This window comes from Micromonospora sp. CNZ303 (assembly GCF_004345505.1).
Genome location: NZ_SLVT01000001.1, coordinates 330,093 through 344,186, shown reverse-complemented (window position 1 = coordinate 344,186; position 14,094 = coordinate 330,093). Strand labels below are relative to the sequence as shown.

Annotated in this window: 11 protein-coding genes; 4 read left to right on the top strand and 7 right to left on the bottom strand. The window is 70.2% G+C overall.

Going from position 1 to position 14,094, the window contains the following annotated elements; all coding sequences use genetic code 11:
• Nucleotides 1-122: 122 nt before the first annotated feature.
• Nucleotides 123-527: a coenzyme B12-dependent isobutyryl CoA mutase small subunit gene (icmB, locus tag EV374_RS01690; protein WP_132230988.1), complete on the bottom strand. Its 405-nt coding sequence runs from the start codon at nt 525-527 to the stop codon at nt 123-125.
• 431 nt (nt 528-958) lie between these two features.
• Between icmB and EV374_RS01685 the strand changes: the two genes are divergently transcribed.
• Both EV374_RS01685 and EV374_RS01680 read left to right on the top strand, forming a co-directional pair.
• Entirely contained in the window at nt 959-1,675 is a 717-nt protein-coding gene (locus tag EV374_RS01685) for a M23 family metallopeptidase (protein ID WP_132230987.1), read from the top strand.
• Nucleotides 1,676-1,949: 274 nt separating this feature from the next.
• On the top strand, nt 1,950-2,708 hold the full coding sequence (locus EV374_RS01680; protein WP_132230986.1) for a peptidoglycan DD-metalloendopeptidase family protein: 759 nt from the start codon (nt 1,950-1,952) through the stop codon (nt 2,706-2,708).
• Between the two features lie 58 nt (nt 2,709-2,766).
• On the opposite strand, the gene pcrA is transcribed toward EV374_RS01680, so the two are convergent.
• Nucleotides 2,767-5,172 (bottom strand): DNA helicase PcrA, encoded by a 2,406-nt coding sequence (pcrA, locus tag EV374_RS01675; RefSeq protein WP_132230985.1) that lies wholly within the window; start codon nt 5,170-5,172, stop codon nt 2,767-2,769.
• 223 nt (nt 5,173-5,395) lie between these two features.
• Here pcrA and EV374_RS01670 point away from each other — a divergent pair, with 223 nt between their 5' ends.
• Complete coding sequence (locus tag EV374_RS01670) at nt 5,396-7,243, top strand: bifunctional metallophosphatase/5'-nucleotidase (RefSeq protein ID WP_132230984.1); 1,848 nt, start codon at nt 5,396-5,398, stop codon at nt 7,241-7,243.
• A 270-nt stretch (nt 7,244-7,513) separates the two neighbouring features.
• Nucleotides 7,514-7,906 carry a chorismate mutase gene (locus tag EV374_RS01665; RefSeq protein ID WP_132230983.1) on the top strand — a complete coding sequence of 131 codons (393 nt, stop codon included), beginning with the start codon at nt 7,514-7,516 and terminating at the stop codon, nt 7,904-7,906.
• Nucleotides 7,907-8,034: 128 nt separating this feature from the next.
• On the opposite strand, the gene EV374_RS01660 is transcribed toward EV374_RS01665, so the two are convergent.
• The 5 genes from EV374_RS01660 to EV374_RS01640 all read right to left on the bottom strand — a co-directional run bounded on the left by EV374_RS01660 (nt 8,035) and on the right by EV374_RS01640 (nt 13,858).
• The gene (locus tag EV374_RS01660; protein WP_132230982.1) at nt 8,035-9,048 is read right to left on the bottom strand and encodes an ABC transporter ATP-binding protein; all 1,014 of its coding nucleotides are present in this window, start codon (nt 9,046-9,048) and stop codon (nt 8,035-8,037) included.
• On the bottom strand, nt 9,041-10,063 hold the full coding sequence (locus EV374_RS01655) for an ABC transporter ATP-binding protein (protein WP_132231341.1): 1,023 nt from the start codon (nt 10,061-10,063) through the stop codon (nt 9,041-9,043). The genes EV374_RS01660 and EV374_RS01655 overlap by 8 nt, the downstream gene beginning before the upstream one ends.
• A gap of 26 nt (nt 10,064-10,089) precedes the next feature.
• Complete coding sequence (locus EV374_RS01650) at nt 10,090-11,067, bottom strand: ABC transporter permease (protein WP_132230981.1); 978 nt, start codon at nt 11,065-11,067, stop codon at nt 10,090-10,092.
• Between the two features lie 72 nt (nt 11,068-11,139).
• Nucleotides 11,140-12,066, bottom strand: coding sequence for an ABC transporter permease (locus tag EV374_RS01645; protein WP_132230980.1), 927 nt, complete (start codon nt 12,064-12,066; stop codon nt 11,140-11,142).
• A 148-nt stretch (nt 12,067-12,214) separates the two neighbouring features.
• Nucleotides 12,215-13,858 carry a peptide ABC transporter substrate-binding protein gene (locus EV374_RS01640; protein ID WP_132230979.1) on the bottom strand — a complete coding sequence of 548 codons (1,644 nt, stop codon included), beginning with the start codon at nt 13,856-13,858 and terminating at the stop codon, nt 12,215-12,217.
• Nucleotides 13,859-14,094: the final 236 nt, after the last annotated feature.

Below are 14,094 nucleotides of genomic sequence, written 5' to 3'. Positions count from 1 at the left end.
CTGTCGGTCGAGGGGTGGCGGCGGGGCATCGTGCATAGAGGGGCCGGACGTGTGAGGGGTGCGTCCGGCCCCTCCCCCTGTCCGGATTCGGCCGCCGAGCGGCCCCGAGCCCGCGACCGCCGTCAGGCGACCGGCTGGGCGACGTTCTGCCGGACCCACTCGACGATCGACTGGGTCGTGGCGCCCGGCGTGAAGATCTTGGCGACCCCGAGCCGCTGGAGCTCCGGGATGTCGGCGTCGGGAATGATGCCGCCGCCGAACACGACGATGTCGCGGGCGTCGCGCTCACCGAGCAGCTCCACCACCCGCCGGAACAGCGTCATGTGCGCCCCGGACAGCACGGAGAGCCCGACCGCGTCGGCGTCCTCCTGGATCGCGGTCTCCACGATCTGTTCCGGGGTCTGGTGCAGGCCGGTGTAGATGACCTCCATGCCGGCATCCCGCAGGGCACGCGCGACGACCTTTGCGCCACGGTCGTGGCCGTCCAGGCCCGGCTTGGCGACGACGACCCGTACACGAGAGCTCATCAGCGCATCCCTTTCACCGGCTCCGCGGCTTCACTGAACGAACGGTAACCCGCCCGACCCTGCCCGGGAAATCCGGGCGGCGAACCTCACGGCACGCGCACCCGGCCGGACTCCCGTCGGTGCCGGCACTGCGGACGGTGCCGGCCCCCGGCGTCAAGCCGGACGACTCCGCCGTTCGGTCACCCTGCGCGACGAACGGGCAGGTAAGGGGGCACCGTTCGAGGGGTACGACCCATGACAATCACGGACGGAAAGGGACAGAACGCGGTAGCAATTCGGCGCTTCGGCTTGTGACGGGACTGGTGGTTGGCTAACGTGTCCACGGTTGTCATCAGGTCCACGGACGGGTGACGACGCGGCCAGCCGACGTTCACCTGAGCTTCACGGGCGTCGGGGAAGCCGCTTCGGATCCCCGACAACGGAGGGTGTGCGTGCGCCAGCGCCTGTCGTCTGAGCCCGATCGATATCGCGGTCGCCGCCGCGTACCCACCCCCCCGCGTAGCCGCTACGCAGCGGTGGTCACCACCGCGTTCGTCGGCGCCGGCATCGTCGCGATCGGCGCTGGCGCCCTGCCGGACGCCAAGAGCGTCAGCCCGTCGGTCCTCGACGAGCTCAAGGCCGCCTCGACCGTCAACCAGGACGCCGCGGCCCGTGGCGACAACGCCGACCGTGCCAGCCGCGACAGCGACCGCGCCGGAGGCGCCGAGTCCGTCGAGCCCGAGGTCTGGCTGCTCCCCCTCCAGGGCTACGAGTTCAACTCGCCCTACGGCATGCGCTGGGGCAAGCTGCACACCGGCGTGGACCTGGTCGCCCCCGAGGGCACCCCCTACGTCGCCATCCACGGCGGCACCGTCACCAAGGCCGGCTGGTTCGGCGGCTACGGCCACACCGTGATCGTCAAGCACGCCGACGGCAGCGAGGCGATCTACGGCCACTCCTCCGCGCTGAGCGTCAAGGAGGGCCAGCAGGTGAAGGCGGGCGACCAGCTCGGCCTCGTGGGCAACACCGGCCACTCCTACGGCTCCCACCTGCACCTGGAGGTGCATGTCAAGGGCGAGCCGCTCGACCCGGTGCCGTGGCTCAAGGAGCGCGGAGTGGACATCAAGCTACAAGTCGAGGCGTACTACAGCGAGGTAGCCGCGCCCTGACGCTGCGCATCGCCCGTCGACCGCCCGGATCTGCCGATCCGGGCGGTTTTTCGTGCGCCACCGGAATCAAAAGTGAGCCGGGTCACAGGACCGACTGTGACCGACGCCATCCCCACACATGATCACTTTTACGGTCGAACAACCCCGAACAGGGACGCAAGGGGCGGATGCGGCCGTCGCCGGTCCGCCGGGACCCCGTCCCACTACCCGTCACGCCGCGTGTCGACACCAGTATTTCGAGGTCAAGTGCCCCCTCGATCAGTGAAGGTCCGCCGTGCAGGAAGACATTCGGAACGAGAACACCCCCGACGCCCCCGTCCGGCCCCGGAGGCGGATCGGCGGCCGCACCCGCGTGATCATCGCCGCGGCGGCCCTGACCGGCCTCGGCCTCGGCGGCGGCGCCTTCGCGGCCACCGGGAACGACGAGCCCCCCGCCCCGGCCGCCGCCGTGGACACGCAGGCCCGCGCGGAGGCCGCCGACCGCGCCGACCGCGCCGACCGCGGGACGACCGCCCCGGTCACCCCCTCGGCGAGTCCGACGCCCAGCCCGACGAAGGCCAGCCCGTCGGCGAAGCCCAGCCCGAAGGCGACCACCGCCAAGCCGAAGCCGAAGAAGACCAGCAAGCCGAAGCCCAGTTGGGTCATCCCGATGAAGGGCGCGGCGATCACCTCCTGCTACGGCCCGCGCTGGGGCACCCAGCACGCCGGCATCGACTTCGCGCTGCCCGCCGGCACCCCCGTCCGCGCGGCCTTCGGCGGCACCGTCACCAAGGCCGGCGACGTCGGCGACGGGTACGGCATCTCCGTCTTCGTCGACCACGGCAACGGCTACCTGACCCACTACGCCCACCTGAGCACCACGAAGGTGGGCGTGGGCGACAAGGTCGCCGCCGGGCAGACCATCGGCCTGGAGGGGTCCACCGGCGACTCCACCGGCCCTCACCTGCACTTCGAGGTGCACCAGGGTCAGATGTGGAACCAGATCGACCCCGCGCCGTTCCTGCGCGCCCGGGGCATCGACGTGGCCTGCTGACCCGCACCGACCGGCGCGGCCCGGTCCGGCGTGCTGCCGGGCCGGGCCGCGCCGCCGCTCAGAGCTTGTCGATCGGGGCGTGCCGGAGCACCAGCCACATCGTCTGGTCGCCGAAGTCGATCTGCGCCCGCGCTCCCGGGCCGTGCCCCTCGACGGCGAGCACCCGGCCCAGGCCGTAGCGCTGGTGGTTGACCCGGTCGCCAGCGGACACCTTCGGCCCCTGCGGCAGCTCGCTCGCCGTGGTCAGGCGGCTGGCGTCGACCCCCAGCCGCTTCGCCAGCTGCGCCGCCTTGGGCGTGCCGCCGTTGAAGGTCCCACGCCCGCCGGACACCCGGTCCGCGCGGCCACCCACGCCGCCGCCCCCGCCGGCCCACGAGGTGTACGACCCCTCGGTGCGCTCCCAGCGGACCAGCTCCGGCGGCAGCTCCTCCAGGAACCGCGACGGCGGGTTGTAGGCCGGCTGCCCCCACGCCGAGCGGGTGACCGCCCGGGAGAGGTGGAGGCGCTGACGGGCCCGGGTGATGCCGACATACGCCAGCCGGCGCTCCTCCTCCAGCTCCCGGGTGTCGCCCAGCGAGCGCAGGTGCGGGAAGACGCCGTCCTCCAGGCCGGTCAGGAAGACCACCGGGAACTCCAGGCCCTTCGCGGTGTGCAGCGTCATCAGGGTGACCACGCCCTGGTGGTCGGGGTCGTCCGTGGGCACCTGGTCGGCGTCGGCGACCAGCGCGACCTGCTCCAGGAAGCCGGCCAGGGTGGCCCGCTCGCCCTCCTCGCCGACCGCCTCGATCCGCTCGGTGTACTCCCGGGCGACGCTGACCAGCTCCTGGAGGTTGTCGACGCGCCCCGCGTCCTGCGGGTCGAGGCTCTCCTCCAGCTCGGTGAGGTAGCCCGAGCGGGTCAGCAGCGCCTCCAGCACCTCCTCCGGGGTGCCCGTCTCGGCCAGCTCGCGGGCGCCGTCGAGCAGGGCGACGAAGTCGGCGATGCCGTTGGCCGCCCGGCTGGAGATGCCCGGGGCGTCCTTCGCCCGCCGCAGCGCCGCCCCGAAGGAGATCCGGTCCCGGCTGGACAGCGCCTCCACGCACGCCTCGGCCCGGTCGCCGATGCCCCGGCGCGGGGTGTTGAGGATCCGGCGCAGGCTGACCGTGTCGTCGTCGTTGACCACCGCGCGCAGGTAGGCCAGCGCGTCGCGGACCTCCTTGCGCTCGTAGAAGCGCACCCCACCGACCACCTTGTAGGGCAGGCCGACCCGGATGAACACCTCCTCGAAGACCCGGGACTGGGCGTTGGTGCGGTAGAAGACGGCCACGTCGCCGGGGCGGGTCTCGTCGGCGTCGACCAGCCGGTCGATCTCGCGGGCCACCCAGTCGGCCTCGGCGTGCTCGGTGTCGGCCACGTAGCCGACGATCGGCTCACCGGCCCCCGCCTCGCTCCACAGCCGCTTCGGCTTGCGCGAGGTGTTCCTGTCGATCACCGCGTTGGCGGCGTTGAGGATGGTCTGGGTGGAACGGTAGTTCTGCTCCAGCAGGATCGTCCGGGCGTCGCTGAAGTCGCGCTCGAACTCCAGGATGTTGCGGATCGTGGCGCCCCGGAACGCGTAGATCGACTGATCGGCGTCACCGACCACGCAGAGCTCCGCCGGCTCGATCCCCTCCGTGCCGGAGACCAGCTCCTTGATCAGCGTGTACTGGGCGTGGTTGGTGTCCTGGTATTCGTCGACCAGCACGTGCCGGAACCGCCGACGGTAGCTCTCCGCGACGTGCGGGTGGGACTGGAGCAGGTGCACCGTCGTCATGATCAGGTCGTCGAAGTCCAGCGCGTGCGCCTCGCGCAGCCGCCGCTGGTAGAGCGTGTAGGCCTCCGCCAGCGCCCGCTCGTTGGGGCCCTTGGCGCGGCCCGCGAACGCCTCGGGGTCGACCAGCTCGTTCTTCAGGTTGGAGACCTGGGCGGCCAGCCCGCGCGCCGGGTAGCGCTTCGGGTCGAGGTCCAGCTCCCTGGCGACCATCTGCATCAGCCGGCGGGAGTCGTCCGCGTCGTAGATCGAGAAGGTCGACTTGAGCCCGGCGTGCTCGTGCTCGGCGCGCAGGATGCGCACGCACGCGGAGTGGAACGTCGACACCCACATCAGGCGGGCCCGGGGACCCACCAGGTGGGCCACCCGCTCCTTCATCTCGCCGGCGGCCTTGTTGGTGAAGGTGATCGCGATGATCTCGCCGGGGTGCACGTCCCGGGCGGCCAGCAGGTAGGCGATCCGGTGGGTGAGCACCCGGGTCTTGCCCGAGCCGGCCCCGGCCACGATCAGCAGCGGCGAGCCGGCGTGGGTGACGGCGTCGCGCTGCGGCCCGTTCAGGCCCTCGACCAGGGCGTGCGGATCGAGATGGACGGCCGCCGGCCTGGGCCGGTGCGGCGAGGTCGGGGCGGACGCCGGCGCGGGCGGGGACGCGGGGATGTCGAAGAGAGGATGCATCGCACGGCGAGTCTATGCCGCCGGGCGGACACTTCCCCGCCGCGCACCGTCGAGTTGTAAGGAAGGGCCCCTTCCTAACGCTATGCGTTAGGAAGGGGCCCTTCCTTACAACCAGGTCGAGACGAAGATGTCACCCTGTCGTGTCTGGTGCCGCCGTCCCCCGTGCAGAACGATGACGGTGAAAGTCCGGCTCCTCCCCCGTACACGACTGGGAGAAACGACCATGACTCAGCCGCGTTCGCGCGGTCGGGCGGCGCTGCGCCACCTCGCCGCGCCCACCCTCGCGTTGGCCGTCGTCGCCACGCTGTCCACCGCTTCCCGGCCCGCGCCGGCCCCCGCCGACGACCAGCAGGCCGGCCTCACCCCCGTCTCGGTCTCCTACGCCGTCCCCAGCGGCGGGGAGGTCAAGGGCAACTTCCTGAGCTACAACGACTTCCACGGCGCCATCGACCCGCCCGGCGGCAGCGGCGCGGCGGTCAACGGCACGCCCGCCGGCGGCGTGGAGTACCTCGCCACCTGGCTGAAGAAGCTGCGCGCCGAGGCCCGGGCCGAGGGGCGCGCCACGACCACCGTCGGGGCCGGTGACCTGATCGGCGCCACCCCGCTCGTCAGCGCCGCCTTCCACGACGAGCCGACCATCGAGCTGATGGACGAGATCGGCCTGGACGTCAGCTCCGTCGGCAACCACGAGTTCGACGAGGGCGTCGACGAGCTGATCCGGATCAACAAGGGCGGCTGCCACCCCGTCGACGGCTGCCAGGACGGGGACGGCTTCGCCGGCGCGAAGTTCACCTACCTGGCCGCCAACACGGTCAGCCGCAAGACCGGCCTGCCGATCCTGCCCCCGATCGACGTGAAGTTCGTCGGCGGAGTGCCCGTCGGCTTCGTCGGTGTGACCCTGGAGGGCACCCCGGGCATCGTCAACCCGGCCGGCATCACCTCCGTGCGGTTCACCGACGAGGTGCAGACCGCCAACAAGTGGGCCGGCGTGCTCAAGCTCTTCGGCGTCAAGGCGATGGTGCTGCTGGTGCACGAGGGCGGGGCCCAGTCGCCGCCGGCCACCCCGGGCGTCTCGGACTGCGCCAACTTCTCCGGCCCGATCGTGGACATCGTGAAGGGCCTGCGGCCGGAGTTCGGGCTGGTCGTCTCCGGCCACACCCACCGCTTCTACTCCTGCTCCCTGCCGAACTCCTCGGGTGCCCACAGCGTGGTCACCAGCGCCGGCAACAACGGCCAGCTGATCACGGACGTGGACTACTCGCTGGACCGGCGCACCGGCCGGTTCGCCGGGATCTCCGCCCGTAACGTCGTGGTCGAGAACGGCGTACGCAACCCGGACGGCAGCTGGCGGGAGAGCGCGCCGGGCACGTACGTGCGCAATCCCGACCTGGTGGACCCGGGCGCGAAGGCACTGGCCGACAAGTACCGGGCGGCCGTCGCACCCATCGCCAACCGGGTGGTGGGCCGGATCTCGGCCGACATCGTCCGCGACGTCCGGCCGAACGGGGAGAGCCCGCTCGGTGACGTGATCGCCGACGCGCAGCTCGCGTACACCCGCTCCAGCGGGGCACAGATCGCGCTGATGAACCCGGGCGGCGTCCGGGCGTCCCTGTCGTACGCGGCCTCCCCCGGCGACGAGGAACCTGGCGAGATCACCTACGGCGAGGCGTTCACCGTCCAGCCGTTCAACAACCTGGTGGTCACCCAGACGCTCACCGGCGCGCAACTGCGCAACGTGCTCGAGCAGCAGTTCGTCGGCTTCAACGGGCAGACCACCCAGCGCATCCTCCAGGTCTCCGCCGGGCTGACGTACTCCTACGACAGCACCGCCCCGGTGGGCGCCCGGGTGAGCGCCCTGGCGTTCGACGGCGCGCCGGTCGACCCGGCCGCGAGCTACCGGGTCACCACGAACGACTTCCTGGCCAACGGCGGGGACGGCTTCACCGAGCTGCGAGCCGGCACGGACCGGGCCACCGCCCCCGGCTTCGACGTCGACGCGCTGATCGCCTACCTGGGCGCCGGCGAGCCCGTCGCTCCCGGACCCGCGAACCGGATCACCCGCCTCGGCTGAGGCGGGGGGCGGTCCCGGCGTCACGACGGCACCGGGACCGCCCGTCCGGGCACGGGTCGCGCCGAATCCTTGCGCCGGCCGGTCCGAGGTCGGCATACTCGACGACATGTTCGGGCAGCGCTTCTACTTTTACTACGGCACCGGGAGTCCGGCAGCCGTAGGTCGCGCCTGATCGATCAGACCTACGAGAAAGCCCCGGGCTCCTGGAGCCCGGGGCTTTCTTCCGTCCCGGGATCCGGGCACCGGGCACCTGACGGCGAGGGGTACCCGATGATGACAGACGTGGTGGAGTCCAGCGGCAGCGTGACGCGACCCGAGGCGGGCCGGCCCGACCCCGGTGCCCCCGGTTCCCCGGCCGACGTGCCGGGCGGTGACGACGGCGCGAAGCCGGCGGCGGGAACCGGCACCCCGGAGCCGGCCGCCGCCGCCCGGATCGTCGAGATCCGGGAGCGGATCGACGAGATCGACCGGGCGCTGATCGAGCTGTGGCAGGAACGGGCCCGGCTCTCCCAGGAGGTCGGCGTGACGAGGATGGCCTCCGGCGGCACCCGGCTGGTGCTGTCCCGGGAACGGGCGATCCTGGAGCGCTTCCGGGCCGCCCTGGGCGCCGACGGCACGCAACTCGCGCTGCTGCTGCTGCGTGCCGGCCGCGGCCCCCTGTGAGGCGTACGCCGGCGGCCCGGCCGGGCCTTCCCCGGCCGGGTCGTCGGCCCGGCGGGGTTCGCGGTGGCACGGAAACGACGGAACCGCCTGCCGTCGTCGCGATGACGTCGGCAGGCGGTTCCGTGGGGTCACGCTTCGTGCGTCTGCACGATCTCGCGCTTCTCCGCGAAGTGGCAGGCGCTCGGGTGGTCCGAGCCCGAGCGGATCTCCAGCAGCGGGACCTGCTCGGCGCAGACGTCCTGCGCCTTCCAGCACCGGGTCCGGAACCGGCAGCCCGACGGCGGGCTGACCGGCGACGGCACGTCACCGGTCAGGCGGATGATCGCCTTGTTGTCCCGCACGGTCGGGTCCGGCACCGGCACGGCCGAGAGCAGCGCCTGGGTGTACGGGTGGGTCGGCCGCTCGTAGATCTCGTCCTCGGTGCCGATCTCGGCGATCTTGCCGAGGTACATCACCGCGACCCGGTCCGACAGGTGCCGGACCACCGACAGGTCGTGCGCGATGAAGATGTACGACAGGCCGAGCTCGCCCTGGAGCTTCTCCAGCAGGTTCATCACCTGGGCCTGGATCGACACGTCCAGGGCGCTGACCGGCTCGTCGCAGACGATGATCTCGGGCCGCAGGGCGAGCGCCCGGGCGATGCCGATGCGCTGCCGCTGACCGCCGGAGAACTGGTGCGGGTACCGGTGGATGTGCTCCGGGTTGAGGCCCACCAGGTCGAGCAGCTCCCTGACCTTCTCCCGGCGGCTGCCCTTCGGCGCCACCTCCGGGTGGATCTCGAACGGCTCGCCGATCAGGTCGCCGACCGTCATCCGCGGGTTCAGCGAGGTGTACGGGTCCTGCATCACCAGCTGGATCTGCCGACGAAGTCGGCGCAGCGCCGGGCCGGAGAACTTCGAGATGTCCTGGCCCTTGTAGTGGACGCTGCCACCCGTCGGCTTCTCCAGGTTCATCAGGACCCGGGCCAGCGTCGACTTGCCGCAGCCCGACTCCCCGACCACACCCAGGGTCTCGCCGGCCTTGAGTTCGAAGGAGACCCCGTCGACCGCCTTGACGTGACCGATGGTCTTCTTGAACACCACGCCCCGGGTCACGGGATAGTGCTTGACCAGGTCACGGACCTCGAGGATGTTCTCAGTCACGGTTCACCAGCTCCTCGGCGAAGTGGCAGGCGCTGGCCCGGCCGGCGCCGACCTGCAGCAGCGGCGGGACCTTCTCCCGGCAGACCGGCTGCGCCATGGGGCAGCGCGGGTTGAAGGGGCAGCCCGGCGGGATGTTCATGAGGTTCGGCGGGAGACCCTTGATCGTCCGGAGCTCCTGCCCCTTCTCGTCGAGCCGCGGGATCGAGTTGATCAGGCCGATCGTGTACGGGTGCGCCGGCTTGGCGTACAGGTCGTAGACGTTGGCTTCCTCGACGATCCGGCCCGCGTACATCACCGCGATCCGGTCCGCGACGTCGGCGACCACGCCGAGGTCGTGGGTGATCAGGATCATGCCCATCTGCCGCTCGCGCTGGAGTTCGGCGAGCAGGTCCATGATCTGCGCCTGCACCGTCACGTCGAGCGCGGTGGTCGGCTCGTCCGCGATCAGCACCTCCGGGTCCAGGGCGAGCGACATCGCGATCATCGCGCGCTGCCGCATGCCGCCCGAGAACTGGTGCGGGTAGCTGCTGAACCGGCCCTTGGCGTTCGGGATCTTGACCTGGTCGAGCATCTCGATCGCGCGCTTCTTGGCGTCGGAGCGGCTCATCCCGCGCCGCACCCGGAACTGCTCGGCGATCTGGAACCCGACGGTGAAGACCGGGTTCAGCGCGGAGAGCGCGTCCTGGAAGATCATCGCGATGCCCTCGCCGCGGATGCGGCGCCGCTCCTCGAAGGACATGCCGAGCATGTCCTTGCCCTGGAAGCGGACCTGACCGCCGGTGACGAAGCCGGGCGGCGTGTCGAGGATGCCCATGATGGTCTGCGCGGTGACGCTCTTACCGGAGCCGGACTCGCCGAGCACGGCGAGGGTCTCCCCCGCGTCGACGTGGTACGTGACCCCGTTGATGACCTTGGCGACGCCGTCCCGGGTGCGGAACTCCACCCGGAGGTCTTCCACCTCGAGCAACCTGCCCGAGGGGCGGCCGGACGCGCCGGCCGCGGACTGCTCGGACACCAGAATGTCGGACAACTGAATCTCCCCTAGCGGAGTTTCGGATCGAGGGCCTCGCGGACCGCCTCACCGAGCATCACGAAGCTCAGTACGGCGGCGACGAGGAACGCGGCGGGGAAGAAGAGCAGGTAGGGCGCGACGCGGAGGAGGTTCTGCGCCTCGTTGATCATGATGCCCCAGGAGACCACCGGGCTCTTCAGGCCGACGCCCAGGAAGGACAGCGTCGCCTCGGCGCCGATGTACGAGCCGACCAGGATCGTCCCGTAGACCAGCAGCGGCGCGAGGCAGTTCGGCAGCAGGTGCTTGAGGATGATCCGGCCGGTGCCGGCGCCCAGCGCGCGGGCGGCGACGATGTAGTCCGCCTCCTTGGTGGCCAGCACCGAGGAGCGCATCAGCCGCATCACGACCGGCCAGCCCAGCACGATCAGCGAGATGCTCACCAGCGCCATGATCTCGGCCTTGCTGTTGCTCGTGCCCGACCCGTTGAAGGTCGTCAGGATGACGATGGCACCCAGCACGAACGGCAGCCCGAAGAAGACGTCGGCGATGCGGGAGAGCAGTGCGTCCACCCAGCCGCCCCGGTAGCCCGCCACGATGCCCATCGCGCCACCGAAGAGCAGCACGCCGAGCACGGAGAGCAGGGAGACCACGATCGACGCGCGGGCGCCGTAGATCACCCGGGCGAAGACGTCCCGGCCCTGGAAGTCGTAGCCGAACCAGGCGTCCGACGACGGGCCGACGAGGCTGTTCTGCAGGTTGCCGTTCTCCGGGTCGCCGGAGGTGAACAGCGACGGGAAGGCGGTCATCAGCATGAAGAGGACGATGAACCCTGCGGAGATCCAGAACAGCGGCTTGCGGCGCAGGTCACGCCAGGCGTCGCCGAGCAGCCCGCGCGGCTTCTCCTTGCGGGCGTTCTCCGGCAGGCCCGCGTTGGCCGGCGCGCCGATCTCGTCGGGGGCCTGCGCGGGCGGCGTGCTGACGATCGAGGCGGCACTCGGGTCACTCATGCCGGTACCCCACTCCGCTCGGCGCGGACACCGGTGCCCGCGCACGCTGCAATGATGATTCGTTCGCTGCGCTCACTCATAGCGGATCCTCGGGTCCAGGGCGGCGTAGAGCAGGTCGACCAGCAGGTTCATCAGCAGGTAGACGAGCACCAGGACCACCACGATGGAGACAACGGTAGCGCTCTCCTTGGTGATGATCGCGCGGTAGACCTGCCGGCCGATTCCGTTGATCTGGAAGATGCCCTCGGTGACGATCGCGCCGCCCATCAGGGCGCCGAGGTCGGTGCCGAGCAGGGTGACCACGGGGATGAGCGAGTTGCGCAGCAGGTGGATCCCGACCACCCGGCGCATCGGCAGACCCTTGGCGATCGCCGTACGCACGTAGTCGGCCCGCCGGTTCTCCGCGATGCTCGTGCGGGCCAACCGGGCGATGTACGCCATCGAGGCGCTGCCGAGCACGAAGCCGGGCACGATCAGCTCGGAGAGCCGCATCTCGCTGGAGACCGTCGGCTTGACGATGCCCCACTGCACGCCGAGCAGCCACTGGGCCACGAAGCCGATGACGAAGATCGGCAGCGCGATCAGGAAGAGGCTGGAGACCAGGACCAGGTTGTCCAGGAAGCCGTTACGGCGCAGGCCCGTCAGCACGCCCGCGGTGAGTCCGATGACCGCCTCGATGGCCAGCGCCACCAGGGCCAGCTTCAGAGTGTTCGGGTACGCCGTGGCGATGATGTCGCCGATCTCCCGGCCGCCGAACGTCTGCCCGAAGTCACCCTGGAAGAGGTTCTTCATGTAGTTGCCGTACTGCACGATGAGCGGCTCGTCGAGCTTGAACTTCTCGGTCATCATGTTGACGAAGCTGTCCGGGCAGGGACGCTCGCCGCACTTGCCGGCGAAGGGGTCACCGGGCACCGACCACACGAGCCAGTAGATCAGGAACGTCGTCCCGATGAAGACCGGGATGAGTTGGAGCAGCCGTCTCAACAGATAACGGCCCATGGGGTGGTCCTCCAGACAGGGGGCGCGCGTCGGACGGCCGACACGGGGATGACAGACGTGGCGAGGCGGCGTGGTGACACCACCTCACGGAACGGCCCGGGTCGGGCTCACCGGTAGGTGAGCCCGACCCGGGGTCAGACCGTTCGGATCAGAGCTCGACCGAGGTGAGGTCGAGTTCACCGACGTTGGAGAGCTCGATCTTCTTGATCTTCTCCGAGTGGCCGGACTGCTGACCACCGAAGTAGACCGGGATCGAGGGAACGTCCTGGTCGATGAGGGCAACGGCCTCGGCGTACTTGGCGTGCGACGCCTCCAGGCTCGGCGCGGAGGCGGCTTCCTTGGCCAGCGCGTCGACCTGCGGGTTGCTGTACTTGCCGTCGTTCGAGGAACCGCCGGTCACGTAGAGCGGGCCGACCCAGTTCTCCACGTCCGGGTAGTCCTGCTGCCAGCCGGCGCGGTACATGCCGGTCATCTTGCCGGCGTTGATGTTCTGGCGGAACACCGCGAAGGTCGGCACGCCCTCGGCGCGAGCGTTGATGCCGAGGTTCGTCTTGACCTGCTGCGCGACGGCCTCCATCCACTCCTTGTGGCTGGCGTCGGCGTTGTAGAACATGACCAGCTCACCGGTGAAGCCACCGGCCTCGGCGAGGAGCTTCTTGGCCTCGTCGACGTTGAACTGGCAGGCGGTGCAGTTGCCGGCCTTGGCGCCCGGGGTCAGCGGGTTGGCCCAGCTGTCGGCCGGCTTACGCGAACCGAAGAAGATCTTGTCGCTGATCTCCTGGCGGTTGATCGACATCGAGATCGCGCGACGCAGCTTCGGGTTCTGGAAGCGCTTGTCGTAGATCGGGAAGGCGATGATGCCGGTCGACGGGGTGGTGGAGGAGATCGCCCGCTCGCCCAGGTCGTTCTTCCACTTGTCGCCCGCGATGGCGGAGACCGGAACCTGCTGCTGGAAGTCCAGGTTGCCGGCGAGCAGGTCGTTGTAGGCCGCCGTGTCGTCCTGGTACAGCTTGATGTTGACGTCCTTGATCTTCATCTTGTCGTTCAAGGAGTAGTCATCGAAGCGCGTCAGCTTGATCTGGACGTCGTCTTCCCACGACACGAACTTGATCGGGCCGTTGCCGATCGGCTTCTTGCCGAACGCCTCGGCGCCCTGGGTGAAGAACGCGTCCGGCAGCGGCATGAAGGTGCTGTAGCCGAGCTTGGTCGGGAACACCGCGGTCGGCGCGGCCAGGGTGACCTCGAAGGTCCAGTCGTCGACGACCTTCAGGCCGGACATCTCCTTGGCGGCGGGCTCGGGAGCCTTCTTCGGGCCCTCGGCGCCGTCCGGGTCCTCGGTGTGGACCTGGTCGAAGCCCTGGATGTCGGCGAAGAAGCTGCCGTTCTGCGCGCCGTTGGGCGAGTAGGCGCCCCAGTTCCAGGCGTCCACGAAGTTCTTGGCCTTGACGACGGTGCCGTCGTGGAACTTCGTGTCCTTCTTGATCTTGATCGTGTAGACCTTGGAGTCGGACGTCTCGATCGACTCCGCGACCGCGTTGCGCGGCGCGCTGCCGTCGTTCGGGTACTCGACCAGACCGGTCCAGATCCAGTCGATGATCGCCCCACCACCGGTCTCGGTGGTGTTCGACGGGACCAGGCCGACCTCCGGCTGAGTGCCGTCGATGGTGATCGCGCCGTCGCTGCTGGCGCCGGCGTCGCCACCGTCGCTGTCGCTGCTCGAGCAGCCGGACGCGACGAGCGCGAACGCCGCGCCCAGCGCGACCGCGCTACTTGCCCGCTTCGAGACTCTCATTCCGAGGGGCCTCCTCTTTCTGAACCTGGATCCGTCGTGGGTTTCACGCACGTATGGGGGGTGACACGTCCGGCGCCCGCAGTGCGGGAGCCGGTTTCACCGCAGTGAATTCGGGACAAGAATGATGTACCGATCCGCCGGGCCACCTCGCCCGTCGCGCTCGGCACCGCGCACACGAGACCACCACGGAGCACCGTCAACAGGCGGGTCCCATGGTCGTCAGGCCGTACGGAGTG

What these genes read in the sequence shown, in the direction of transcription:
- EV374_RS01640 (WP_132230979.1), bottom strand. Translation starts at nt 13,858, where the DNA reads ATGAGAGTCTCGAAGCGGGCAAGTAGCGCGGTCGCGCTGGGCGCGGCG.
- EV374_RS01645 (WP_132230980.1), bottom strand. Translation starts at nt 12,066, where the DNA reads ATGGGCCGTTATCTGTTGAGACGGCTGCTCCAACTCATCCCGGTCTTC.
- EV374_RS01670 (WP_132230984.1), top strand. Translation starts at nt 5,396, where the DNA reads ATGACTCAGCCGCGTTCGCGCGGTCGGGCGGCGCTGCGCCACCTCGCC.
- icmB (WP_132230988.1), bottom strand. Translation starts at nt 527, where the DNA reads ATGAGCTCTCGTGTACGGGTCGTCGTCGCCAAGCCGGGCCTGGACGGC.
- EV374_RS01665 (WP_132230983.1), top strand. Translation starts at nt 7,514, where the DNA reads ATGATGACAGACGTGGTGGAGTCCAGCGGCAGCGTGACGCGACCCGAG.
- pcrA (WP_132230985.1), bottom strand. Translation starts at nt 5,172, where the DNA reads ATGCATCCTCTCTTCGACATCCCCGCGTCCCCGCCCGCGCCGGCGTCC.
- EV374_RS01650 (WP_132230981.1), bottom strand. Translation starts at nt 11,067, where the DNA reads ATGAGTGACCCGAGTGCCGCCTCGATCGTCAGCACGCCGCCCGCGCAG.